Below are 24,861 nucleotides of genomic sequence, written 5' to 3'. Positions count from 1 at the left end.
CGGCGGCTGCCTCTATCATGGCGCCGCCGCGATGCGCGGCGGGGGAAGCGACGTGCGGGGCCGGCATCGGATCATATGGGGGAGCGCGGCGCTGGCCGTCGCGCTCATCGGCACGGCACCGGCGGCGCTCGCCGGCGACGCTTCCCCGCGCGACACCTCAGTCCGCCGCTGCACAGCCGAGGGCGCCGGCTTCTATTACATACCCGGCTCGGATACCTGCCTGCGGCTGGGCGGCTATCTCTGGACCGAAACCTATCTCAATTCCTACACCGACTATCCCGCCGGGAACGACAGGCTCTACTGGGTCGCGACCTATGGCTTCGAGATGGATGCACGCACGGCGACCGAATACGGCACGCTGCGCTCCTACATGGAGCTGCGCATGATCTGGCGCACGGCCGATCCCTTTTCGGGCGCGCCGTCGGAGCCCTTCTTCCAGCCCTGGGACATGCACATCGAGTTCAGCGGGCTCACCGCCGGCCTGACGCAATCCTTCTTCGACTTCTACGCCAACGCCAATGTGCTGGGCACCGACCCCGCCACCATCGGCGACCAGACCCAGCTTCCGCTGCTCGGCTACACCTGGTCGCTCGCCAATGGCTACACCGCCCGGCTGTCGATCGAGGATTCGGCGGTGCGCGATGTGGGGGTGCTGTCGGCGGACGCGACCGTGCCGAGCGACAGCTTCCGGCCGGCGACCCGGCTGCCCGATGTCGTCGGCACCTTCGGCCAGAACGCCGATTGGGGGCAGTTTCAGCTCTCCGGCGCGCTGCACCAGATCGCCGCCGGCGCGGGCAGCGACTCCGTCGTCGGCACCTCCAGCCATGAATGGGGCTATGCGCTGCAGGCCGGCGTGATGTTCAACCTGCCGCAGATCGCCACCGGCGACACGCTCTATCTCCAGGCCGCCTATGCGGACGGGGCGGTCTCCTATCTCGGGCTGATCGACCCGAGCGGCGACTTCACCGCCCCCGACGCCTTCGTGCGGGGCGATGGCAGCCTGGCGCGGACGCGCGGCTGGAGCGTGGTCGGGCAGTACCTGCACAACTGGAACGCCAACTGGAACTCGGCTATCTTCGGCGGCTACGGCACTTTCGACATCACCGACACGCTGGCCCGCGCGACCTATGGCGCCAGCGGCGTCGCCAACATCAATGCCGGCGCCAACCTGACCTGGACCCCGGTGGCGCCGCTCTCGATCACGCTGCAATACGACTACAATCTGTATCAGGCGCAGGACTGGCGCCCGACCGCCGACAGCCTGCCGGTCGCCTCGCAGCAGGCGCACCAGCTCATGCTGATGGTCGCCCGGACGTTCTGAGCGGAACCCTCGCCTTCGAGACAGGCGGGAGGCGTCAGGCGACGCCCATCTCGTCCAGCGCCATCGGCGATTCCGGCAGCACCTGCCCGCCATCGATCACCATGCCCTGCCCGGTGATGTAGCCGGCTTCCTCGCTGGCGAAGAACAGCGCGGCATTGGCGATGTCGAACACGCTGCCGAGCTTCTTCATCGGCACGCTGGCGGCGGTGGAGGCGATATAGGCCTCGCCCATGCCCTCCATGCCTTCGGTCAGGATGTTGCCCGGCATCACCGCGTTGACCGTGATGTTCCACGGCGCCAGCTCGATAGCGGCGGTGCGCATGAAGCCCATCTGCCCGGCCTTTGAGGCGCCGTAATGGGTCCAGCCGGGAAAGCCGGTGATTGGCCCGGTAATGGACGAGGTGATGACGATGCGGCCCTTCTTGGCCGCCTTCATCGCCGGCAGCACGGCGGAGACCGAGAGGAAGGTGCCCTTCAGGTTGGTGCCGATGACGTGGTCGAAATCCTCAACCGTCATCGCGCCGAGCTTGGCGGCAGGGAAGATGCCGGCATTGGCGCACAGCACGTCGATCGAGCCGTAGCGCTCCAGCGCCACGCTCGCCATCGCCTGCATGTCCTCGAGGCTGGTCACGTCGGCGGCGAAACCCGAGGCGTTGGGGCCGATCTCGGCCGCCACGGCCTGCGCCTCGTCCAGCTTGCGGCTGACCACCAGCACGTTCAGACCGGCATGACCGAAGCGCAGCGCAATGCCGCGCCCAATCCCCTTGCTGGCCCCGGTGACGATGACGGTCTTGCCTTCGAGCGACGTGAACATGGTGAGATCGTTCCTGGAAAGTTTGTTTTATCAATGATTTACCGGACACACAGCCGCCGGCGGACACCGATGTGCCGCCGGATTGGGCTGCCTTCCTTTTCATCACGTTGCGCTGCTAAATTGATGTTGTAAAGCCCAAATCAGACTGTTTAGGATCACACACAATCCAACATAAGTTCCACATCCGGAGACCTTCGGAGGTGGTCCTCCATGCGCGGCGACAACCCGGTCCGCGCCAACAATCCAGAGGGACTTCGACATGGCAGGCATTTCCAGAAGGTCGTTGCTCAAGGGCGTGGGCACGGGGCTCGGGGCGCTGGCCGCCGCCGGCCCGCTGATGAACGTCAACAAGGCGTTCGCGGCGCGCGAGAAGGAGCTGAACATCCTGTGCTGGGAGGGTTACAACTCCGCGCAGGTGCTCGACCCGTTCCGCTCCAAGACCGGCGCCACGGTGAAGGCCGAGAGCCTCACCAACGATCCCACCATGATCAACCGGCTGCGCGCCGGCGAGATCAACACATGGGATCTGATCAACGTGAACAACCCCTGGGCGCGCAAGGTCATGCTGCCCGAGAAGCTTATCAAGCCGCTGCCGAAGGCCGAGTTCGAGCCGTTCTTCGCCAAGATGATGCCGGAGTTCAAATGGCCCTATAAATGGGCGATGAGCGAAGATGGCTCCGAGCTGATCGGCATGGCCCAGCGCTTCGGGCCATACAGCTTCGTGGTCAATACCGACAAGATCTCCCGCAAGACCGCGGAAGACACCGGCTGGGACCTATTCAACGACCCCGCGCTGGCCGGCAAATACGGTATTCTCGAATCCGATGACTGGAACGTCTTCAACATCTTCATCATCGCCGGCATCGACCCGTTCAAGGTGCATACGCCGGAAGAGTTCGCCAAGTTCGAGGAGACCGCCAAGCGCGTCTTCAAGGGCGCCAAGCTGATCGGCGACATCGCCTCGATGAACCAGGCGCTGATCTCGGGCGAGATCGACCTGCACATGACCGGCGGAACCTATTCGGTCTCCCCCGCCCGCGCCGACGGCCACCCGAACCTGCGCGGCATCACCCCGCTCCGGGGCCCGCTGCCCGGCGGCAAGGGCGGCATCGCCTGGATCGAGATCACCTCGACGGTGAACAACCCGAACCTGTCGCCGCTGGCGCTCGACTTCCTGAAATATGTGCAGGCGCCCGACGTCGCCCACACCGTGGCCTTCGCCGAGGGCACGTTCAACCCGGTGGCGCAGATGGGCAACAAGGCCTGCTTCGACCTGTTCACCAAGGACGAGCTCGACGCCATCCAGTGGGACAGCCTGCAGGAAGAGATGGACCGCTCGGCCGAGTACGACATCGTGCCCGATTACGACAAGGCGCTCGACCTGATGAACGCCGCCAAGCGCATGCGGGGGTAAGGCGGGGATCGCCTGCGTCCTTCAACGCATCCTGCCCTCATGGCCGGGCTTGACCCGGCCACCCAGGGGCTACGCCGTGCGACGGCGGAAAATCTGGGTCCCCGGGTCAAGCCCGGGGATGGGGGGCGGATTGGAACGATCGACATCCTCGACCACCTGCGGCGACGATCCGCCGCCCCCGGCCCATGACGGAAGACCAGATGCTCCAGACCTCGCCGGCCGCCCCGCAGAGCGCCGACCTCCCGAAGCCGATCCTCCAGCTTGTGGGCGTGCGCAAGACCTTCGGCGGCTTCACCGCCGTGCAGGGCATCGACCTCGACGTGCGCGAAGGCGAGTTCCTCACCATTGTCGGCCCCTCCGGCTCGGGAAAGACCACGCTGCTGCGCATGCTCGCCGGCATGGACACGCCGAGCGAGGGCAACATCACCCTGCATGGCGAGCTGATCAACGACATCCCGCCGAACCGGCGCCCGACCTGCCTGGTCTTCCAGTCGCTCGCTTTGTTCCCGCACAAGAGCGTCGGCGAGAACATCGCCTTCGCGCTCAAGGTGAAGGGCGTGGGCGCCGCCGCCCGCAAGGCCCGCGCGCTGGAGCTGATGCGGGTGGTGCGGCTGCCGGAGGACTATTTCGACAAGAACGTCATGAAGTGCTCGGGCGGCGAGCGCCAGCGCGTCGCGCTCGCCCGCGCCTTCGCCTACGACCCCGAGGTGCTGTTCTTCGACGAGCCGCTCTCGGCGCTCGACTACAAGCTCAAGAAGGCGCTGGAGAAGGAGCTGAAGGACCTTCACCGCGAAACCGGAAAGACCTTCATCTACATCACCCACTCGCTGGAGGAGGCGATGGTGATGAGCGACCGCATCGGCGTCATGCGCGCCGGCCGGCTGGTGCAGATCGGCACGCCGGAGGAGATCTACGGCGCCCCGGTCGACCGCTTCGTGTCGGAATTCGTCGGCGACGTGAACACCGTCAAGGTGACGCGCGAGGTCGATGGCGCGTGGTCGGGCGTCGACGTTCCCGGCCGCTTCGTCCTGCGCCCGCCGCGCGACGGCGCCGCGCTGGACGAGACCTTCATCGTCGTGCGCCCCGAATTCATGCGCTTCCTCGCCCCCGGCGAGAGCGCCGACAACCGGCTGGAAGGCGTCGTCTACAACGAGTACTCGCTCGGCTCGCGCATCCAGTACCAGGTCCGCGTCGATACCGGCGGCGCCGGCGAAAAGGTGTTCCTCGTCGAATTGTCGCGCGCCCGCGCCCTGCCGCCCGGCCCCGACCGCCGCGTCACGCTCGGCTGGGACGCCGCCGACGCCTTCACGCTGGGGAGCTGAGCGATTGTCCGACATCGCCCTCGCCCCCGTCGCGGAATCGCCCGCCCAGATCCGCCACGCCCGCCGCCTGTCGGCCGGGGCGCGCTGCGCGATGCCCGTCGCCGTGCTGCTCGGTATCGGCTTCCTCGCCCCGCTGGTCGCGATCTTCGGCTACGCCTTCGCCACCCCGCGCAGCTTCGACGTGTTCCGCAGCTTCACGCTGGAGAACTTCGCCACGCTGTTCGACCCGGCCAACACGGTGTGGGTGTCGTTCGTCTGGTCCTGCGGGCTGGCGCTCACCACCGTCGCCATCCTCGCCGTGCTCGCCTACCCCATCGCCTATGGGCTGAACATGGTGTTCGGGCGCTGGTCGGCGTTCATCAGCGTGCTGTTCGTCTTTCCGCTCTTCGTGTCGGAGAATGTGCGGCTCTATGGCTGGGTGCTGTTCTACATCAAGAACGGCGTGCTCGACGGCACGCTGAAATGGCTCGGCCTGCCGGGCGGGCCGGAAGTGCTGTTCACCCCCGGCATCACGCTGTTCGGCATGGTCTACACCTACCTGCCCTTCATGCTGTTTCCGATGACGCTGGGCCTCGCCCTTGTGCCGCGCGACCTCGTGGACGCGGCGCGCGACCTCGGTGCCGGGCGGCTGTTCATCTGGCGCGAGATCGAGCTGCCGCTCGCCATGCCGGGTATCCTCATCGGCATGCTGCTCACCTTCGTGCTCGCCATCGGCGCCACGGCGGAGGCGAAGATCCTCGGCGGCCAGTCGATCATCGTCATCTCGCACGACATCGAGATCGCCTTCACCTATTCGCAGAACTGGCCGCTCGGCTCGGCGATGGCGGTGGTCGTCACCTTCTTCATCGCCGGGCTCACCTTGTTCGCCCTGTCGAAGCTCGACCTCGACCGCATGCTGGGGAGGCGCTGACATGACCGGCAAGCGCATGAGCGCCCTGATCTGGATCTGGACGCTGTTCGTCGTCGTGGCGATCTATCTGCCGATCCTGTGCGGCGCGCTGGCGAGCTTCAACAAGAGCCGCTATTTCGGCTTTCCCATCAAGGTCTACTCGACCGAGTGGTGGGCGAAGACGGTCGACTCGATCGAGATCGGCATGATCGTGAAGACCTCGATCAGCGTCGCCCTGCTGGTCACGCTCTTCTCGGTCGTCATCGCCACCTTCGGCGCGCTGGCCTTCGCCCGCTACGACTGGAAGGGCCGGCGGCTGTACCAGAAGCTCATCCTGCTGCCGATCTTCTTTCCCCAGCCGGTGCTCGGCCTCGCCATGCTGCTCGGCTTCAACGCGGTCGGCATCCAGACCAGCTGGATGACGGCGGTGTTCGCCCACATGGTGTGGATCGTGCCTGTCGTGACGCTGGTCATCGCCATTCAGGTCTACGGCTTCGATCCCTCGCTGGAGGAAGCCGCCTTCGACCTCGGCTGCTCGCGCCTTCAGGTGTTCCGGGAGGTGACGCTGCCGCTACTGTGGCCGGGAATCTGGTCGGGCATGCTGTTCGCCTTCCTGCTCTCCTGGAGCAACTTCCCGCTCTCGCTCTACACGACGGGCGCCGACTCGACGATTCCCGAATGGCTCTACGCCAAGATGGTCGCCGGCTACACGCCGATGGTGCCGGCGCTCGGCACCATGGCGACGCTCGGCGCCGCGGCGCTGCTGCTCACCGGCGGGCTCGTCGGCATGCTGGTCCGCCGGCGGGCCGCGGCATGAGCGCGGACGACACACTGCCCGCCGGCGAGCGGCGCCGCCCCCGCCTCGACAAGGCGGCGCGGCAAGACCGCATCCTCGCCGAGATGCGCGCCTCGGCGACGCTGCGCGTGGGCGATCTCGCCGCCGAGCTGGACGTCTCCACCGAAACGATCCGGCGCGACCTGTTCGACCTTCAGGAGAAGGGCCTGCTCAGCCGCACCTATGGCGGCGCGGTGCGCCCCTTCGCCTCCGAGCCCTCGGTGACGGAGCGCCACCGGCTGATGGTGGCCGAGCGCGAGGCCATCGCCGCCGCCACGGTGGCCTTCATCAAGCCGCAGGAGGTGATCGCCATCGGCGCCGGCGCCACCACCACCCATGTCGCCCGGCGCATGGCCGCCGAGTGCCACGACCTCACGGTGATCACCCATTCCTTCTCGGTGGCGACCGTCGTCTCCGCCAACCCGACCATCGACGTCATCATGTGCCCGGGCAGCTACAACGCCCGCGAGGGCATGATGGTGGGGGTCGAGACCGTCGACTTCCTGCAGAACTACAACGTCAACCGCACCATTCTCGGCATTTCCGGCATCACCACGGACGGGCTCGCCGACGCCGAGGCCCCCGCCGCCTGGGTCTACAAGGCGATGATGAACCGTGCCGCCGAAACCATCGTGGTGTCCGACCACAAGAAGTTCGGCGTCCAGTCGCTCGCCATCTGGGCGCGCATCCCCGACATCCAGCGGCTCGTCGTCGACGCGGCGCCGGGCGGCACCCTCGCGCGGGCGCTGGAGCGCGCCCGGGTCGAGGTGACGGTAGCGAGCAGGTAGGTTCCATGTGGCAGATCAAGCCGGCAGACGCGCGCATCGAGGTCGAGGTCGACGGCCACCGGGTCGTCGCCTATTCCTATGGCGCGGGAGAGGAGACCGTCTTCCTGCTCAATGGCGGGCCGGGCCTGCCCTGCGACTATCTGCGCGACGCCCATTCCTTCCTCGCCGGCCACGGCTACCGTGTCGTCGCCTTCGACCAGCTCGGCTGCGGTGCCTCCGACCGGCCGGACGATCCGGCGCTGTGGTCGATCGCCCGCTATGTCGAGGAGACCGAGGCGGTGCGCCGTGCTCTCGGGCTCGGGCCGGTGCATCTGCTCGGCCATAGCTGGGGCGGCTGGCTCGCCATCGACTACGCGCTGACCTATCCGCAGGCGCTGAAGACGCTGATCCTCGAGGACACCGCCGCCGACCTGCCGCATCTGATGACCGAGATGCACCGGCTGCGCGCCTCGCTTGGCCCGGAAACGGTCGAGATGCTGCTCGCCCATGAGGCGGAGGGCTCCTACTCCCATCCCGAATATCAGGCGGCGATCACCCTGCTCAACTACCGCCATGTCTGCCGGCTGCAGGACTGGCCGGCCCCGCTGCTGGCCTCGCTCGATGACTGGAACATGGCCCCCTACATGGCGATGCAGGGGCCGAACGAGTTTCTCTACATCGGCAATCTGAAGGACTGGAACCGCGTGACCGACCTGCACCGCATCGCGGCGCCGGTGCTGATCACGGTCGGGCGGCACGACGAGATCACGCCCGCCTGCGCGCTGCGCATGAAGCAGAACCTGCCGCAGGCCGAGCTGGTGGTGTTTCCCAATTCCAGCCACATGCCCTTCTACGAGGAGCCGGACGCCTATGACGCGGTGCTGCTCTCCTTCCTCGGCCGGCACCGCGCCGCGCCGCCGATCGAGGACGCGCCATGACCGGGACCATGTATGACGACGCCTTCCTGAGCCGGCTGGAAGCGGGGCTGCGGGCCGCGCTGCCGCGCTGGGGCCTGTCGGATGCCTGCGAGCTGCGGCTGCTCACCATCTCGGAGAACGCCACCTTCCGCGCCCGCGATCCGCTGAGCGGGCGCGACGTCGTGTTCCGCGTGCACCGGCCCGGCTACCACACCCGCGCCGAGATCGAATCCGAGCTGGCCTGGCTCACCGCGCTCGGGGCCGAGAATCTCGTCGCCACCCTCACGCCGGTGGCGCAGGCCGACGGCAGCCTGATCGCCGATCTCGACGATGGCGGCACCGTGCGCCACGCCGTCGCCTTCGGGCTGATCGCCGGCAAGGAGCCGGACGAGGCCGACGACCTCGCCCGCTGGTACCGCGAGCTCGGCGCCGTCAATGCGCGCCTCCACGCCCATGCGCGTGGCTGGCAGCGTCCGGAAGGCTTCGTGCGCAAGCGCTGGGACTATGAGGCGATGCTCGGCGAGGTGCGGCTCTGGGGCGACTGGTGCGCCGGCCCCGGCCTCGATGCCGAAGGGCTCGCCGTGCTGGAGCGCACCAGCGAGGTGCTGCGCGGCATTCTCGACGAGTACGGCACCGGCGAGGACCGCTTCGGCCTCGTCCATGCCGATATGCGCCTCGCCAACCTGCTGGTGGACGGCGACACGCTGTCGGTGATCGACTTCGACGATTGCGGCTTCAGCTGGTACCTCTACGACTTCGCCGCCGCCGTCAGCTTCAGCGAGCACGAGCCCTATATCCCGCAGCTTCAGGCCGCCTGGGTCGAGGGCTATCGCAGCGTCGCCCCGCTCTCCGACGACGACTGCGCGATGCTGCCGATCTTCGTCATGCTCCGCCGCATGCTGCTCACCGCCTGGATCGCCTCGCATGCGGAAACCCCGACGGCGCAGGCGCTCGGCGAGGGCTACACCCATGGCACGGTCGCCCTCGCCCGCACTTTCCTCGCCCGTTACGACGCCGACGACTTCGCAGCGGGGAGGGCGGCCTCATGAAAAGCCGGGAACTGCAGATCCTCTCGCTGAACGCCTTCTCGGGCGGAGCCGGGACCACCGCGCCGGACGTCGCCGCGCTCATCGAGCGCCGGCGCGCGAGCTTCGGCGCCGGCTCGGTGCTGTTCTATGACGAGCCCCTGCGCATGCTGCGGGCGGAGGGCGCCTATCTCCACGCCTCGGACGGGCGGGCCTATCTCGACTTCTACAACAACGTGCCCACCGTCGGGCACTGCCACCCGAAGGTGGTGGAGGCGGTGCGCCGGCAGGTCGGCGAGCTCAACATCCACTCGCGCTATCTGTTCGACGTGGCGCATGACTATGCGGAGAAGCTGCTCGCCACCTTCCCGGCGCCGCTTTCCAACCTCGTGCTCACCTGCACGGGGAGCGAAAGCAACGACCTCGCTTTGCGGCTCGCGCGCAAGGCGAGCGGCGGCGAGGGCATCATCGTCACCCAGACCGCCTATCACGGCAACACCTCGACCGTGACCGAGGTGTCGCCCTCCTCCTACCGGAACGGCGCGCCGCCGCCGCGCGTGCGCATGGTGCCGGCGCCCGACCCGGCGCTGTTCGGCAACGACGTCGCGCAAGGCTTCGCCGATGCGGTGAAGGACGCCATCGCCGCGATGGAAGCGGACGGCATCCGCTTCGCCGGGCTGCTGGTCGACACCATCTTCTCCTCGGACGGCGTCTATGCCGACCCGCCCGGCTTCCTCAAGGCGGCGGTCGACGTCGCCCGCGCCGCCGGCGGCCTGTTCATCGCCGACGAGGTGCAGCCCGGCTTCGGCCGCACCGGCGAGGGCATGTGGGGCTTCGCGCGCCACGGGCTGGTGCCAGACATCGTGACCATGGGCAAGCCGATGGGCAATGGTTACCCGATCGCCGGCCTCGTCACCCGGCCCGATCTGCTCAGCGCCTTCTGCGACGATTTCGGCTATTTCAACACCTTCGCCGGAAGCCCCGTCGCCTGTGCCGCCGCGCTCGCCGTGCTGGAGGCGCTGGAGGAAGACGACCTCATCGCCAACGCCGCCCGCGTCGGCCGGCATCTCACCGCCCGGCTCAAGCGCCTGCAGGCGCGCGCGCCAATCACCGCTGTGCGCGGGGCGGGGCTCTATCTCGGCGTCGAGTTCGGCACCCAAGACGGGCCGGCACCCGAGATTGCCCGCGCCCTGATCAACGGGTTGCGCCAGCGCGGCATTCTCATCGGCGCTGCCGGCCGCTACGGCAATGTGCTGAAGATCCGCCCGCCGCTCTGCGTCACCGCCGCCCATGCCGACGAACTGGTCGACGCCATGGAGGAGCTGCTGGGCTGAGGCCGGGCGCGGCCATCTCGACGCGCCGCGCCTTTGCGGCTAGGGCTCTTCGCAGGATCGCCGCGCCGACGCCGCAGCAGGGAGGACATGCCGATGAAGCTCGTTCGCTACGGAGAAGCCGGCCGCGAGCGCCCGGGACTGATCGACGGGGCCGGCATGCTGCGCGATCTCTCGGGGCTGGTTCCCGACATTGGCGGCACGGCGCTGCTGCCCGAGACCCTCGCCCGGCTGCGCGCTACCGATCCGGCCACCCTGCCGGCGGTCGAGGGAAGCCCGCGCCTCGGCGCCTGCGTCGGCAATGTCGGCAAGTTCGTCTGCGTCGGCCTCAACTACACCGACCACGCGGCCGAGGCCGGCATGCCGATCCCCGAGGAGCCGGTGCTGTTCCTGAAGCCGACGAGTTGCATCGTCGGCGCCAACGACGCCATCGAGATTCCGCGCGGCTCGACCAAGACCGACTGGGAGATCGAACTCGGCATCGTCATCGGCAAGCCGGCCAAATACATCGCGCCGGAAGATGCCTACGCCCATGTCGCCGGCTATTGCATCGTCAACGACGTCTCCGAGCGCGCCTTCCAGCTCGAGCGCGGCGGCACCTGGGACAAGGGCAAGGGCTGCGACACGTTCGGCCCCATCGGCCCGTGGCTGGTGACGACCGACGAGATCACCGACCCGCACGCGCTCGACATGTGGCTGGAGGTCGACGGCGTGCGCCGGCAGACCGGCTCCACCCGCACGATGATCTTCGACGTGCCGACCATCGTCTCCTATATCAGCCGGTTCATGAGCCTTCAGCCGGGCGACGTCATCTCCACCGGCACCCCGCCGGGCGTCGGGCTCGGCATGAAGTCACCCGCCTATCTCCGCCCCGGCCAGAGCGTGCATCTCGCCATCACCGGGCTGGGCGAACAGCGCCAGACCACCGTCGCGGCGCCCTGAGGCGACGCGGCGTCGCGTGTCCGCCCGCCCTTTGCGCAGCGTCAATGCGGCGCGCCTGCCCGCCTGCTTAGTTCGCGACCTGCCCCGCCCGACAGGCGCGAGGGCCGCGCCGCAAGCCAGGGAGGCCGTCATGCGGGAAGATGAACTCTACCGGCGTATCCTTGAAGCCGTGGACCAGGGCGGCGAGGACGGCCATGTCGATGTCGGCATCTCGGCCGAAAAGCGGATCATCACACTGACCGGGCACGTCTGTTCGCGCCGGATCCAGATCGACATCGAGGACGCCGTCGAGCGCCTCGTGTCCGGCTTCACCATCGTCAACATGGTCAAGGTCGACCCCTGCCCGGGACGCCCGCTCCCGACGCTGCACTAGGCACGCGACACCGGCTCACCGGGCAGACGCGTATGAGATGGCGCCGCGCGGGCAGTCTTCCATTCGGCGGATGCATCGGGCGGCGGACATCTCCCGCCGTTCCACGCTGGCAGGCCCCACGATCATTGTGCAGTCAATCATAGTCGGCTAATCTTACAGCATCCGTGACGCCGCGTCGGCGTCGCCCTGCGCTGCGAGGTTCGCGTGTCCGCCCCGCTTTCCCCCGCCGCCCTGCGGCTCGGCATGCTGACGCCCTCGTCCAACACCGCGCTGGAACCGCTGACGGCGCGGATGGTGGCGGATATTCCCGGTGTCAGCGCGCATTTCTCGCGCTTTCGCGTGACCGAGATCGCCCTGTCGGACGGCGCGCTCGGCCAGTTCGACTTCGGCTCCATCCTGCCGGCCGCCGAACTGCTCGCCGACGCGAAGGTCGATGTGATCGGCTGGAACGGCACCTCGGCCGCCTGGCTCGGCTTCGAGCGCGACGAGGCCCTGTGCGCGGCGATCACCGCGCGCACCGGCATTCCCGCCTGCACGGCCGTGCTGGCCTTCCGCGAGCTGTTCGCGCAGCGGGGCCTGTGCCGAATCGGCCTCGTCACCCCCTATCTCGCGGACGTCCAGCAGCGCATCCGCGCCAACTGGCAGGCCGCCGGTTTCGACTGCGCGGCGGAGCGCCATCTCGGTCTGCGGGACAATTTCTCCTTCGCCACGGTCGACGAGGCGACGGTGGCCGGGCTGGCGCGCGAGGTGATCGCCGAGGGCTGCGATGCCGTCGCCATCGTCTGCACCAACCTCAAAGGCGCCGCGCTTGCACCGGCGCTGGAGGCCGAGCTCGGCGTGCCGGTGCTGGATTCCATCGCGGTGACGCTGTGGAAGTGCCTCCGGCTCGCCGGCTGCGACACCTCCGCCCTGCGCCATTGGGGTGGCCCCTTCGCGCCCGGATGACGAAAAGGGCGCCCGAGGCGGGCGCCCTCTCCGTCATCGAGGCGAGGGTCGGGGGTCAGACCCGCGCGGACCCCGCGTAGAAGGGGGTCGGCTCGGCCTCGGGCAGATAGCCCTCGTAGAACTTCTTCACATAGGGGAACACGGCGTGGCCGAGTTCCCGGCGGTCGACTTCCTCGGCGCTGCGCGGCTTGCCGAGCGTGTCGGCGATCTCGGCCAGCACCGCCTCGCGGTCGACCTTGGTGAAGCGACCGTCCTGGTAGACCACCTCGCCATTGATGAAGACCGCGTCCACCGCCCCGGTCTTGGCGCGCTGCACCAGCGCGTCGAGCATCGGAATGTCCGGGTCCTGGAAGGGATAGGTCGCCTTGTTCCAGTTGATCAGCACCGCGTCGAAGAAGCGGCCCGGGTCCAGCCGGCCGATGGAGGCGCCGAAGGCGGTGGTCATGGCGCCGGCCTCGGTCGCCATCTTCACCACCTGCGGGCAGGTCGGCACGTCTTCCTCGTCCATGCCCGGCTCGCGGTGGACGCGCAGCGCGAGGCGCAGTTCCGAGAGCATGTCGCGGTCGTCATTGATGCCGGCCTCGTCGAGACCCATGCCGACATTGATGCCCTTGGCTTCCCAGCGGTTGAGCGGGGCGAGGCCCGAGCGCAGGCGGAAATTGGACGAGCAGTTGTGGCAGATGCAGGTGCCGGTGTCGGCGACGATGTCGATGTCCTCGCCATTCAGCCACACGCCATGGCCGAGCGTCATGTGCGGGCCGAGCACGCCGAGGTCGTAGAGGTGGCGCAGCGCCGTCTTGCCGGTGCGGCGGCGGGCATATTCCTTCTGGTAGATGGTCTCCAGCAGGTGCATGTGCATGGGCACGCCGGCCGCCTTCGACTTGGCGTCGAGCGCCTGAAGCCCCTCGTCGGTGCACCAGTGCAGATTGGCCGGGGCAAGCTGGACGCGGGTGAGGGTCTGGCCCGCATTCTCGGCGGTTAGCTGGTCGAACAGCTTGAGGAAGTCGTCGAAGGGCATGGCCTGCGCCTTCAGGTGCCGCGCCAGCTTCTCGCCAAGCTCGGTCGGCAGGCGGGCGCAGAAATCCTCGTCCGCCTCATAGACGAGGCGGTTCTGCTCGCGCACCGCGTAGCAATAGGAAGCGCGCATGCCGAGCGCGCGATAGGCGCCCATCACCCTGCTGGCGGCGCCATGGATGGCGTCATAACCACCCGGCATCCAGCCATGGATGTGCTGCACGGTGGTGATGCCGGAGGCGATCATCTCGAAGGCCGAATAGAGCGTGTCCAGCGTCAGGTCGAGCCGGCGCGCCGGCATGCGGCTGGCGAACCACAGCTCCAGCGCATGGTCGGGCGAGCCGAGCTGGAGCGGGGTCATGCCGACATGGTGGTGGCTGTTGACGAAGCCCGGCAGCATGGCGTGGTCGGGATACTTGCGCAACTCGGCCATGGGAGCGAGCTTCTGCATCTCCTCCAGCGTGCCGGCGGCGACGATGACCCCGTCGCGCGAGAGCACAGCGCCCTCGTCGATGACGTTCGGGGTGAAGCGGTCCTTGATCCCGGTGACGACCCAGCGGGCCTGGACGATCAGTTCAGCCATGATGCTTCCTCAACTCGCAAGAGGCAGGCGCAGGCGCCGTGCCGTGGCATTGGTCTCCCGGGCGTGGACGAGACGTCCGGGATCGATCGGAACGAGAACCGGGCGGTGGCCGCCGCGCGGCGCGCGGGCGAGCGGCCCGCCATCCGGCCCGAAGGCGAGCGTCTCGCCGTCATGGCGCACCGGCCGGCCGGTGACGGTCTCGGTGCCGTAGCGCGAGGCCGCCACCGCATAGACCGCGTTGGCGCGCGCCCCCGCCTGCAATTCGGCGGCGAACAGCCCCTCCGGGTCGGCCGGGGCCGGGCCACCGACCATGACGGCGACGACGTCGGCGCCGGCTGCCGCCGCCGCCCGCCAGCATTCGGGAAAGCGGCGGTCGTAGCAGATCAGCGTCGCGACCCGCACCGGGCCGACTGCGACCGCCGTGACGCGCGGCGCGCCGGGGGCAAAATGGTCGGCCTCGCCATAGGGCTCGCCGTCGCCGGCCGGCGGCAGGTGGATCTTGGCCGCCACCGTCTCGACATGTCCGTCCGGGCGGGCGAGACGCGCGGCATTGAGCGGGCGGCCGTGGCCCGCGCGCAAGGCGAGGCCGAACAGCACCGCTACGCCGGACGCATGCGCCGCCGCGCTCATGCGCAGCGTCGTCGGCCCGTCCTCGTCCTCGATCAGATGCGTCCAGCCCTCCGGTGCTTCGCCGGCTATATAAGGCAGCGCAAACAACTCCGGCAGGATGACGAGGCCCGCGCCGGCAGCCGCCGCGGCGACGATTCCGGCCTCGGCCTCGCGCCAGCGCGGCGCGGGATCGCGGCCCGCCGGGCCGATCGGCACAGCGGCGACGACGAAGGGAGCGGACATGGCGGCTACACCGTCTCCTGCTCGGCGAAGGCCCGGTCCACCTCGTCGGCGAGCAGTTCGGTGAACATGTCGCGATAGGCGTGGTAGCGCGGGTCGCGGCTCTCGCGCGGACGCGGGAGGTCGATCGGCACGATGGTCTTCACCTGCCCCGGACGGGCGGTGAACACCACCACGCGGTCGGCGAGCGAGATCGCCTCGTCGATGGAGTGGGTGACGAGCAGGATCGAGGCGCCGCTGTCGCGCCAGATCTGCAGCAGGAAGTCCTGCATGCGGGCGCGGGTCTGCACGTCGAGCGCGGCGAAGGGCTCGTCCATCATCAGCACCTTGGGCCGCATGGCGAGCGCCCGGGCGCAGGCGGCGCGCTGGCGCATGCCGCCGGAAAGCTCGTCCGGCTTCTTGTCCAGCATGTCGCCGAGGCCGACGCGCCGGAGCGTCTCCAGCGCGATCTCGCGCCGGCGGACCGGCTGCACATGCTGCACGGCAAGGCCGAAGGCCACGTTGTCGGCGATGGTGAGCCAGGGGAACAGCGAGGCCTCCTGGAAGATCAGGCCGCGCTCGGCGGACGGCTCGGTGACCGGCTCGCCGTCGCAGGCGATGGTGCCGCCGGAGACGTCCTCCAGCCCGGCGATCATGTAGAGCAGGGTGGACTTGCCGCAGCCGGACGGGCCGAGCAGCACGATGAACTCGCCCGGCTCGACGTCGAAGCTGAGGTCCTTGAGCGCCTGCACCGGCGCGCGGCCCTCGGGGGTCCAGCGCTTGGAGACGGACTGGATCGAAACGGCGGGGCGGCTCATCGGGCGGCTCCCTGGTTCGGGGCGACCCACCAGAGCATCTTGCGCTGGACCTGGCGCAGCGCGAAATCCGAGAGGAAGCCGAGCAGGCCGATAATCGCCATGGTGAAGAAGACGAGCTTGGCGTTGAAGGTCGAGCGCGCCATGGAGGTGATCTGCCCGAGGCCGGTGCCGACTCCGACCGTCTCGGCGATCAGCACCACCATCCAGGCGGCGAAGAGGTTGAGCCGCAGCGTCATGAACAGGCTCGGCAGGATGGCCGGAAGGATCACCTTCCAGAAGGTCTGGCGCTGGCTGGCGCCCATGATGCGGGCGACATGGATGTAGTTCTTCGGCACGCTCTCGATCTGCGCGCCGGTCGACAGCACGATGGCGAAGAACACGGTGATGAAGACGAGGAAGACCGCCGGCACGTCGCCGATGCCGAAGACGAAGATGGCGACCGGCAGCCACGCCACCGGCGAGATCGGCGCCAGCAGCAGGATGGTCGGCAGCAGCAGGTTGCGCAGCAGGCGCACATAATGGATGGCGGCGCCGACGGCGACGCCGCAGGCGAAGCCGAGCGACAGGCCGACCACCACGCGCAGGGTCGTCGAGGCCATGGTGAACAGGAGCGCGCCGACCCCGCCCCCGCTCGCCACCGAGCCGATGCGGTTCGAGCGGTCGAAGTAGCGCAGCGTGCCGGGAATATCGTCGAGAAACATATGCGGCGGCGGCAGCAGCAGCGGGTTCAGCATGCCGAAGAACCACAGCGCCTCCCACAGCCCGGCGAACAGGCCGACCGAGACGAGGCCCCAGCCGATGCCCGCCAGACGGCGGCGCCAGGCCGGCGACAGGGATATTCCGGGCGGTTCGAGCGGTGCTCCGCCGCGGGCGGGACGACCGGCGTCTGCGCTCATCGTCATGGCGTCCTTCCAAATTTGCTGCCGCATGGGCGGGCCGTGCCCCCGTCCGGCACGCGAGGCGCCGGGCGGGGGCCGATGCGACGGGCCCGGGACGGGCCCGGTTCAGCGTCAGGCCGACTTCAGCTTCAGGCCGTCATAGAGCGGCTTGTTGGCGGCGATGACCGCCTCCATCAGGCTCCAGTCGAAGGCGTTCTGGTCGGGCAGCTTCTTGACGTAGCCGAGTTCCATCATCGACTGGCCGCGGTCGATAATGAACTGGGTCTGGTTGCGCTGGTCGACGACGATGGGCTGCTTGGCGGAGGCATCCACCGCCGCTTCCATGCTGGTCTTGTAGTACTTGCCGACGGTGTCCTTCAGGGCGGCGGTCTTGTCGGCCTCGGCCTGCGACTGGGCGACGAACAGCGCCTTGATGACCGCCTTCACCGCCTCCGGGTTGCTCTCGAGCAGCGGCGTGCGCACGGCCAGCACGCAGTCCGAATAGCCCTTGCCGTAGACGTCGGTGCCGTTGGAGAGCACCTTGGCGCCCTTGCGGCCGATCACGCACTGCGACGCATAGGGCTCGATGTGGCAGATGGCGTCGATGGCGCCGACCATGAAGGCCTGGGCGAGTTCCGGCGAGGTGTCGAGATACTTGATCTCGACATCCTTGAAGGAGAGGCCGGCCTTCTTGAGGTAATCGTAGGGCAGAACTTCCAGCGTGTCGGCCTGGAAGGTGCCGAAGGTCTTGCCCTTCAGGTCGGCGGCCGAGTTGATGCCTTCCTTGGCAACGATGATGCAGCCCTCGACGCCGCCGCCGGCGACGATCTTCACCGGCGCGCCGGCATCATAGAGGGTCATGAAGTTCGAGTAGGGGATCATCGACATGTCGACGAGGCCCGCACCGAACATCGTGGTGATCTCGGTGTTGGAGGGCGTCACCACGAATTCGAGTTCGACGCCGTCCGCCTTGGTCAGTTCCCGCTCCTTGGCGAGGAAGATGCCCATGTTGCAGAAGCCGGAGCCGTGCGTCGCCTTGATGGTGGTTCCGGCCGCGCGGGCCGCATTCGGTGCCAGCAGGCTGGCGAGCGAGGCGGGCAGCGCGATGGTCGCCGCGGCGCCGGCCACGGACGACTTCAGGAAGCCGCGACGTGAGAAGTTGCGAAAAAAGGTGCCGTCACGATCACACATGATCCCCTCCGGATCTTGAGAACCGATACGACCCCGCCCTGGCAGCCCGATCGTTGTCGAGCCGCAGGATCACGCCGAAACGGCACATGCCGCAACAGCGGGATCCGCAGACGGGATCACGATGATGGGCACGCCAACCCGAAAGAGCATTTTCGCCCTGCGCTACACCAACGGTGCGGCGAAAACATCCGCACTATACTCGGTCAATACAGTCGATAAAGCGCAAATAAGCATCAAGATGACAGGAATCTGACTAAAAATAGACCAATCCCGTCACTGTTACTTGCTCCTCCTGCTGGACGACATGCACGCCACGAGCCTCCGCCATGCCCCGAAGGGCCCGGCGGCGGGACGGTCTCCCGCGCCCGTCACCCGATTTCAGCCTCCCCGGACGTTGTTGGGAGGACGCTGGGGGAGCCGCCGGACAGCAGTAAAAGCCTGCCCGAAAGGCCACGCAACAATTTTCTGTATGTTGAATACAATTTACTCTAAAAGGCTAGAAGCAGGGCAGAAAGTGACCATAATTGCAGCGATCGAGGGGGCTGGTTGCCACCCCCGGTCGTGATAGGGTCGGAACGTGGCGGAACAAGTCGACATACCCAGGAAGAGAGGGCGGCCGCGCAAGCCTCGCCCGTTGGAAGGCGCCGGCGGCGAAAAGCTGCCGCGCACGGGCCTGCACGAGCGCGCGGCCCGGCAGCTTCGCAACATGATCGTCACTGGCAAGCTTCCGCCGGGCGCTCCGATAGTAGAGGCGGAGCTTTGCGAGGCGCTCGGCATTTCCCGCACGCCGCTGCGCGAGGCGGTGAAGATGCTGGCCGCGCAGGGGCTGGTGGAGCTGCGGCCGAACCGCAGCGCCCGCATCGCGCAGATGGACGCGGTCCACATCACCGAACTGTTCGAGGCGCTGAGCAATGTCGAGCGCATCGCGGCCGAATATGCCGCGCTGAGGCTCACCTCGGCCGAGCTGGCCGCCCTGCGCGAGATGCAGGCGACGATGGAGCGCCATTACGAGGCCGGCGACCTCGCTGCCTATTTCGCGGTCAATCAGGCCATTCACAGCGCCATCCTCGCCGGCGCGCACAATGCGACGCTGGTGGAGATGCACCGCTGGCTGTTCGCCCGCGCCGAGCGCGCGCGCTTCTTCGCCCTGGGCGCCCATGCCCGCTGGGTCGAATCGATCCAGGAACACCGGGACATCCTCGCCGCGCTCGAGGCGCGCGAAGCCGATACCGCCGGGCGGCGGCTTGCCGCCCATGTCATGCACACGGGCACCGGAGTGCTGGCGCTGCTCACCGCGGGCGAGCGCGCCGGCGCCGCTGCCTGAAGGGGGCCGCCTTGCGCATTCTCGTTCTCAATCCGAACATGACCGATGCCGTCACCCAGATGCTGCTCGCCGCCGCACGGCCGGCGGCCGCCAGCGGCACGGAGCTGACGGGCCTCACCGCCGCGCGCGGCGTGCCCTACATCGCCTCGCGCTCGGAGGCGCAGATCGCCGGCGCGATCACGCTGGAGATGCTGGCCGAGCACCACCGCGACTACGACGCCGTGGTGCTCGCGGCCTTCGGCGATCCCGGGCTGCTGCCGGCGCGCGAACTGTTCGACATCCCGGTCGTCGGCATGGCCGAGGCGGCGATGCTCACCGCCTGCACGCTCGGCCAGCGCTTCGGCATCGTCACCTTCACCACGACGATGGGTAACTGGTATCAGGACACGGTCGACACCTACCGTCTCGGCGCCCGCTGCGCCGGCATCCGCGCGCGCAGCCTCGCTTTCTCCTCCATCGAGAATGTCCAGGCCGAGCGCGAGCAGGCAATCGCCGAGCTGTCGCGCGAGGCGGTCGAGCTGGACGGGGCGGATGTGGTGATCCTTGGTGGCGCGCCGCTCGCCGGCATGGCGGGACGCCTGCGCGCGCAGGTGCCGGTGCCGATCGTCGATCCCATCGTCGCGGCGGTGAAGATGGCCGAGGCGCTGGTGACGCTGGCCCCGCGCAAGGCGCAGGCGGGCACCTTCAGCCGGCCGCCCGCCAAGCCGACCCACGGGCTCCATGCGGCGCTCGCCGCGCGCATCGAGCATCTCGACGCGCTGGCCCCGGCGGCGCAATAGCGCGCTCACAGCGCCGCCCTTTCCGGCGGTTCCGAGACGGCATGCGGGGGGATCGCCATCTCCTCGCAATCGGCTGCCGTTCCGTCCTGCCAGGACTGCACGAGGAAGCGACCCGGGCCGCCCATGCCGATCAGCGGCGCGTGCCAGCTGCCGCGCGCATAGATCACCCCCTCGCCCGGCCGGCAGTGGAAGGCGCGCAGCGTCGCGAGGTCCGGGCGCCCGTCCTCTCGGCTCGCGCAGACCGCCAGCAGGGCGTGCGACGCGCCCAGCGCGACGATGAGCTGCGGCGAATGCGGGTGGCGCTCCAGGAGCCGCACCAGTGCCGGCAATGGCTGCGGTACGGTGTCGAACAGCGACACCACGAGCCGGCTGCCGGGGCGCCCGTCGCTCGCCAGCGAGGCCACATCGTGCCGCCACGCCGTGCCGGCATTCGCCGCTACCGGCTCCCCCGCCCCCGTCGCCACCACATGGCCGAAGGGGCGGAAAAGCTCCGGCGCCAGGGCCAGCGGGCGAAGCTCCGCGATTCCGGCCGTCACGCTCACTGCCGCCTCCCGTGGCTTGTCGCTTGGTGGACCGCCCGGCGGTCCAAGATTGAACTGGTCAGACCGCAGTCGGCGATGCCATCCTGACCGCGACGAGGGATGGCGAGGGGTGACGGCAGTTCATATGGAGAGGGAGCAGGAAGGCGGCTTGGCCGGCGGTCAGACCGGGCCGGAGCGTCGTCGCCCCGGTGCGCCGAGCGCCGCGCAGCTTGCCGTCACGGCGCTGCAGACAATGATCGAGAGCGGGCCATTCACGCCCGGCGCGCCGCTGCCGCCGCAGCGTGAGCTGGCCGCGACCCTCAAGGTCAGCCGGGCGACGCTGCGCGAGGCGCTGTCCATCCTCGCCACGCTCGGCCTTGTCTCCATCGAGCCGGGACGCGGCACCTTCGTTCGGGCAAGGACGGGCGACGAGGGCGAGCAGCCACCCGCGCCATCCTGGCGCTTCGCCGCCCGCTACTCCCCGGCCGAGGTCTACCAGTTCCGCTACATCGCCGAGAGCCATGCCGCCCAACTCGCCGCGATGAACCACACCGAGGCGGAAATCGCCGAATTGCAGGAAAATCTCGTCCGTTTCCGCGCTGCGGCGCAGGCGAACGACATCGCCGCCTTCGCGCAGATCGACTTCGACTTCCACCGCCTGATCATGCGCTTTTCGCGCAACCGGCTGCTGGCCGACATGCATGCGAGCTTCGGCCGCGTGCTGCTGGAAAGCTCCCGCCTGCCGGCCCGGCGCGACCGGCTGTGGGAGCCGGTGCGCGAGCATGAGCGCGTCGTCGAGGCGCTCACCATGGGCGACCCGGAGGGCACCGGCTATTTCATGCGCCGCCATCTCAGCCGCACCGCCGACCGCGCGGGCATCGTGCTCACCGAGCTGGTCTGACCTCACGCGCCGGCCGCTCCCATCGCCCCGCCGCTGCCGGACGGCACCGCATAGGGCGACAATTCGCGCTTGAGGAAGCCGCCATCGCCCGGCGCGCCGACGATGCGGCCATCCTCGGCCATCACCTTGCCGCGCAGCAGCGTCATCACGGGCCATCCGGTCACCACCATGCCCTCATAGGGCGTGTAGTCGGCGGCGTGGTGCATCAGCGACTGGGTGATCGTCTCCTTGCGGGTAGGGTCCCACAGCACGATGTCGGCGTCGAAGCCCGGCGCGATGGACCCCTTCTTCGGGTAGAGGCCGTAGATCTTGGCGTGGTTGGTGGAGGTGAGCGCCACGAACTCGTTGAGCGTGATGCGCCCTTCCACCACGCCCTTCGAGAACAGGATCTGCATCCGCGTCTCGATGCCGGGAATGCCGTTCGGCACCCAGCGGAAAGAGGTGCGCGCCTTGGGGTTCAGCTTGCCGACCTCGCCCTCATAGTAGAAGGCGCAATGGTCCGACGAGAAGGTCTGGAACACGCCGGTGCGGATGCCCTCCCAGATGGCGTCCCAGCTCGCGGTATCGCGCGGCGGCGGCGAGCAGACATATTTGCCGCCGGTCTCGTCCATGTTGAGGCCCTTGAGGTCGTCGGCGGTCAGCGCGACATATTGCGGGCAGGTTTCGCCATAGACCTTCAGCCCCTTCTGCTGCGCCCAGCGGATCTGCTCCATCGGCTCCCGCCCCGAGACGTGCACCACCATGATCGGCACGTCGGTCAGTTCGGCATGGGAGATGGCGCGGTGCGTCGCCTCGCGCTCCACCGACTGCGGACGGGAGACGGCGTGGTAGTAGGGCGCGGTGCGCCCGGCCGCTTCCAGCTTCTGCGTCATGAAGCGGATGGCGTCGTAGCCCTCGCAATGGACCATGACGAGGGCGCCGCAGCCGCGCGCGCAGTCGAATACTTCCAGCAATTGCCGGTCGTTCAGCACCAGATCGTCATAGGTCATGAAGACCTTGAACGAGGTGTAGCCGTCATCGACCAGTGCCGGCAGTTCCTGCCCGAGCACGCTGGCCGTCGGGTCGGAGATGATGAGGTGGAAACCGTAGTCGCAATAGCATTTGCCCTCGGCCTCCTTGTGATAGTCCATCACGCTCTGGCGCAGGCTGGCGCCGCGCGGCTGCAGCGCGAAGGGCAGCACCGTGGTGTTGCCGCCCGCGATGGCGGAACGGGTGCCGCTCTCGAAATCGTCCGCCATGGCCGGGCCGCCGAAGGCCGGCTGGGCCAGATGGACATGGCTGTCGATGCCACCGGGCATGACCAGCAGGCCGGAGGCGTCGATCTCCTTCGTCCCGCCGGTCAGGCTCTCGGCCACCGCGACGATGCGCCCGCCGCGAATGCCGACATCCGCCCGCACCGTGTCGGAGGCGGTGACGACGGTGCCGCCGCGGATGATCGTATCGAACTCGCTCATGAGCGCCTCGCTGGAGGGTTGTTCCGAAGGAAGCACGCCGCCCGTCCGTTCCGGCCGGCGCCCGTCTGTGGTCTGACCACTTGCAAGGATCGCGCGGCGGGAGCCGGGTCGCAATTCCAAATTTTGGACGCGCGGGCGCCCGCCGAATAGGCAGAAAGCCCATCGGTGGGTCAGCGCCCACGCCCGCCCTTCGCCGTGAATCACGGGAAATCGAGGCTTTCTCGCTGCGGGCCGCGCCCGCACGCGCGCCCTCCGCCATCCGGCCCGGCGCCCGGTTTCACCCCTAGCAGCGTCGCATAGGGGCCCGCCCCGGTCGTCACCGCTCGGAATGTGGTCAGACCGCCATTCCCCATCCGCGCGCCGCGCGGCTATAGTCGGCTCGTCCCGCACAACACCCTCAGGAGTGCCCCATGCCTGCCCCGACCGACAATCTGCGCATCGACGGCTCCCGCCTGTGGGACAGCCTGATGGAGATGGCACAGATCGGCCCGGGCCTGCGCGGCGGCAACAACCGGCAGGCGCTCACCGATGCTGACCGCGAGGGCCGGCTGCTGTTCCGGCGCTGGTGCGAAGAGGCCGGGCTCACCCTCGGCGTCGACGCCATGGGCACCATGTTCGCCCGCCGCGCCGGCACCGACCCCGACGCCGCGCCGGTCATGATCGGCTCGCATCTCGACACCCAGCCGACCGGCGGCAAGTTCGACGGCGTGCTTGGCGTGCTCGGGGCGCTGGAGGTGGTCCGCACGCTGAACGATCTCGGCATCCGCACCCGCCACCCGGTCGAGGTGGTGAACTGGACCAATGAGGAAGGCTCGCGCTTCGCCCCCGCCATGGTCGCCTCGGCGGTGTTCGCCGGCGTGCTCGGGCTTGAGGAGGCCTATGCGCGCCGCGACGCCGAGGGCTTCGCGCTTGGTGCGGAACTGGAGCGCATCGGCTTCAAGGGCGAGGAGCCGGTCGGCCAGCGCCGGCCGCACGCCTATTTCGAACTGCATATCGAGCAGGGGCCGATCCTGGAGGACGAGGGCGTCGACATCGGCGTCGTCACCCATGGGCAGGGCGTGCGCTGGCTGGAGGTGACGCTGACCGGCCGCGACGCCCACACCGGCTCGACCCCGATGGGCCGCCGGCTCAATGCCGGCCTCGGCGCCGCGCGCATCGTCGAACTGGTCGACAGGATCGCCTGGAGCCACGCGCCGCACGCGGTCGGCGCCGTCGGCCAGCTCAACGTCTACCCCAATTCGCGCAACATCGTCGCCGGCAAGGCGGTGTTCACCATCGACTTCCGCTCGCCCGACCTCGCCATCCTCACTGCCATGGCGGACGAGCTGCGCACCGGCGCGGCGGAAATCGCCGAGAAGATGGGCCTCGGCCTTTCCATCGAGGAGGTCAACGCCTTCGATCCCGTCGCCTTCGATCCCGTGCTGGTCGGCCGGGTGCGCGAGGCGGCGCGCCAGCTCGGCTATTCCCGCCGCGACATCGTCTCCGGCGCCGGGCACGACGCCTGCTGGGTGAACGCGGTGGCGCCGGCCGCCATGATCTTCTGCCCCTGCGTCGACGGTCTCAGCCACAATGAGGACGAGACGATCCGGCCCGAATGGGCCACCGCCGGCACCGACGTGCTGCTGCACGCCGTGCTCGCCACCGCCGGGGTGGCGGAAGGCGCGGCGTAGGCCGG

General features: G+C 68.7%; 24 protein-coding genes. 16 read left to right on the top strand and 8 right to left on the bottom strand.

The features are described 5' to 3' along the window. Window positions 1-52 precede the first annotated feature (52 nt). A complete protein-coding gene (locus tag GBB76_RS14185) occupies window positions 53-1,321 on the top strand; it encodes a porin (protein WP_246668933.1) in 1,269 nt (422 codons plus the stop codon). Between the two features lie 34 nt (window positions 1,322-1,355). Here GBB76_RS14185 and fabG read toward each other — a convergent pair whose 3' ends face one another. Further along, complete coding sequence (gene fabG / locus GBB76_RS14180) at window positions 1,356-2,135, bottom strand: 3-oxoacyl-ACP reductase FabG (RefSeq protein ID WP_152303900.1); 780 nt, start codon at window positions 2,133-2,135, stop codon at window positions 1,356-1,358. A 259-nt stretch (window positions 2,136-2,394) separates the two neighbouring features. Here fabG and GBB76_RS14175 point away from each other — a divergent pair, with 259 nt between their 5' ends. The 11 genes from GBB76_RS14175 (at window position 2,395) to GBB76_RS14125 (ending at window position 12,895) form a co-directional block, all read left to right on the top strand. Beyond that, entirely contained in the window at window positions 2,395-3,549 is a 1,155-nt protein-coding gene (locus GBB76_RS14175; RefSeq protein WP_152303899.1) for a PotD/PotF family extracellular solute-binding protein, read from the top strand. Between the two features lie 200 nt (window positions 3,550-3,749). Further along, window positions 3,750-4,871, top strand: coding sequence for an ABC transporter ATP-binding protein (locus tag GBB76_RS14170; RefSeq protein ID WP_152303898.1), 1,122 nt, complete (start codon window positions 3,750-3,752; stop codon window positions 4,869-4,871). Between the two features lie 4 nt (window positions 4,872-4,875). Continuing rightward, window positions 4,876-5,781 (top strand): ABC transporter permease, encoded by a 906-nt coding sequence (locus tag GBB76_RS14165; RefSeq protein ID WP_152303897.1) that lies wholly within the window; start codon window positions 4,876-4,878, stop codon window positions 5,779-5,781. 1 nt (window position 5,782) lies between these two features. Next, window positions 5,783-6,577: an ABC transporter permease gene (locus tag GBB76_RS14160; RefSeq protein WP_152303896.1), complete on the top strand. Its 795-nt coding sequence runs from the start codon at window positions 5,783-5,785 to the stop codon at window positions 6,575-6,577. Beyond that, entirely contained in the window at window positions 6,574-7,383 is an 810-nt protein-coding gene (locus GBB76_RS14155) for a DeoR/GlpR family DNA-binding transcription regulator (RefSeq protein WP_152303895.1), read from the top strand. Before GBB76_RS14160 ends, GBB76_RS14155 begins: the two co-directional genes overlap by 4 nt. A gap of 5 nt (window positions 7,384-7,388) precedes the next feature. Further along, window positions 7,389-8,300 carry a proline iminopeptidase-family hydrolase gene (locus tag GBB76_RS14150; RefSeq protein ID WP_152303894.1) on the top strand — a complete coding sequence of 304 codons (912 nt, stop codon included), beginning with the start codon at window positions 7,389-7,391 and terminating at the stop codon, window positions 8,298-8,300. Then, window positions 8,297-9,328 (top strand): phosphotransferase enzyme family protein, encoded by a 1,032-nt coding sequence (locus GBB76_RS14145; protein ID WP_152303893.1) that lies wholly within the window; start codon window positions 8,297-8,299, stop codon window positions 9,326-9,328. The genes GBB76_RS14150 and GBB76_RS14145 overlap by 4 nt, the downstream gene beginning before the upstream one ends. Continuing rightward, on the top strand, window positions 9,325-10,638 hold the full coding sequence (locus tag GBB76_RS14140) for an aspartate aminotransferase family protein (protein ID WP_152303892.1): 1,314 nt from the start codon (window positions 9,325-9,327) through the stop codon (window positions 10,636-10,638). Before GBB76_RS14145 ends, GBB76_RS14140 begins: the two co-directional genes overlap by 4 nt. Window positions 10,639-10,731: 93 nt before the next feature. Continuing rightward, on the top strand, window positions 10,732-11,577 hold the full coding sequence (locus GBB76_RS14135; RefSeq protein ID WP_152303891.1) for a fumarylacetoacetate hydrolase family protein: 846 nt from the start codon (window positions 10,732-10,734) through the stop codon (window positions 11,575-11,577). Window positions 11,578-11,707: 130 nt separating this feature from the next. Beyond that, window positions 11,708-11,950, top strand: coding sequence for a hypothetical protein (locus GBB76_RS14130; protein WP_152303890.1), 243 nt, complete (start codon window positions 11,708-11,710; stop codon window positions 11,948-11,950). Window positions 11,951-12,193: 243 nt separating this feature from the next. Beyond that, window positions 12,194-12,895, top strand: a complete 702-nt coding sequence (locus GBB76_RS14125; protein WP_202911240.1) for an aspartate/glutamate racemase family protein — start codon at window positions 12,194-12,196, stop codon at window positions 12,893-12,895. Between the two features lie 55 nt (window positions 12,896-12,950). On the opposite strand, the gene GBB76_RS14120 is transcribed toward GBB76_RS14125, so the two are convergent. The 5 genes from GBB76_RS14120 to GBB76_RS14100 all read right to left on the bottom strand — a co-directional run bounded on the left by GBB76_RS14120 (window position 12,951) and on the right by GBB76_RS14100 (window position 18,207). After that, window positions 12,951-14,492, bottom strand: coding sequence for an amidohydrolase family protein (locus GBB76_RS14120; RefSeq protein ID WP_152303889.1), 1,542 nt, complete (start codon window positions 14,490-14,492; stop codon window positions 12,951-12,953). A 9-nt stretch (window positions 14,493-14,501) separates the two neighbouring features. After that, window positions 14,502-15,344, bottom strand: a complete 843-nt coding sequence (locus GBB76_RS14115; RefSeq protein WP_152303888.1) for a carbon-nitrogen hydrolase family protein — start codon at window positions 15,342-15,344, stop codon at window positions 14,502-14,504. Between the two features lie 5 nt (window positions 15,345-15,349). After that, entirely contained in the window at window positions 15,350-16,138 is a 789-nt protein-coding gene (locus GBB76_RS14110; protein ID WP_152303887.1) for an ABC transporter ATP-binding protein, read from the bottom strand. Next, entirely contained in the window at window positions 16,135-17,040 is a 906-nt protein-coding gene (locus GBB76_RS14105) for an ABC transporter permease (RefSeq protein ID WP_152303886.1), read from the bottom strand. Before GBB76_RS14105 ends, GBB76_RS14110 begins: the two co-directional genes overlap by 4 nt. A 108-nt stretch (window positions 17,041-17,148) precedes the next feature. Beyond that, entirely contained in the window at window positions 17,149-18,207 is a 1,059-nt protein-coding gene (locus GBB76_RS14100; RefSeq protein WP_152303885.1) for an ABC transporter substrate-binding protein, read from the bottom strand. Window positions 18,208-18,841: 634 nt separating this feature from the next. Between GBB76_RS14100 and GBB76_RS14095 the strand changes: the two genes are divergently transcribed. Both GBB76_RS14095 and GBB76_RS14090 read left to right on the top strand, forming a co-directional pair. Further along, the gene (locus GBB76_RS14095; protein WP_256366629.1) at window positions 18,842-19,531 is read left to right on the top strand and encodes a GntR family transcriptional regulator; all 690 of its coding nucleotides are present in this window, start codon (window positions 18,842-18,844) and stop codon (window positions 19,529-19,531) included. An 11-nt stretch (window positions 19,532-19,542) separates the two neighbouring features. Next, window positions 19,543-20,310, top strand: coding sequence for an aspartate/glutamate racemase family protein (locus tag GBB76_RS14090; RefSeq protein WP_152303883.1), 768 nt, complete (start codon window positions 19,543-19,545; stop codon window positions 20,308-20,310). A 5-nt stretch (window positions 20,311-20,315) separates the two neighbouring features. Here the strand turns inward: GBB76_RS14090 and GBB76_RS14085 are convergent, their stop codons facing one another. Continuing rightward, a complete protein-coding gene (locus GBB76_RS14085; RefSeq protein WP_152303882.1) occupies window positions 20,316-20,852 on the bottom strand; it encodes an ureidoglycolate lyase in 537 nt (178 codons plus the stop codon). 109 nt (window positions 20,853-20,961) lie between these two features. Between GBB76_RS14085 and GBB76_RS14080 the strand changes: the two genes are divergently transcribed. Then, window positions 20,962-21,732: a FadR/GntR family transcriptional regulator gene (locus tag GBB76_RS14080; RefSeq protein ID WP_246668932.1), complete on the top strand. Its 771-nt coding sequence runs from the start codon at window positions 20,962-20,964 to the stop codon at window positions 21,730-21,732. 2 nt (window positions 21,733-21,734) lie between these two features. Here the strand turns inward: GBB76_RS14080 and hydA are convergent, their stop codons facing one another. Further along, entirely contained in the window at window positions 21,735-23,186 is a 1,452-nt protein-coding gene (gene hydA / locus GBB76_RS14075) for a dihydropyrimidinase (RefSeq protein WP_152303881.1), read from the bottom strand. Between the two features lie 410 nt (window positions 23,187-23,596). Between hydA and GBB76_RS14070 the strand changes: the two genes are divergently transcribed. Next, entirely contained in the window at window positions 23,597-24,856 is a 1,260-nt protein-coding gene (locus tag GBB76_RS14070; protein ID WP_152303880.1) for a Zn-dependent hydrolase, read from the top strand. Window positions 24,857-24,861 lie beyond the last annotated feature (5 nt).

Origin of the sequence: Ancylobacter sp. TS-1 (assembly GCF_009223885.1) — a bacterium.
Taxonomy (GTDB): Bacteria; Pseudomonadota; Alphaproteobacteria; order Rhizobiales; family Xanthobacteraceae; genus Ancylobacter.
This window is presented reverse-complemented; position numbering and strand designations above follow the sequence as displayed.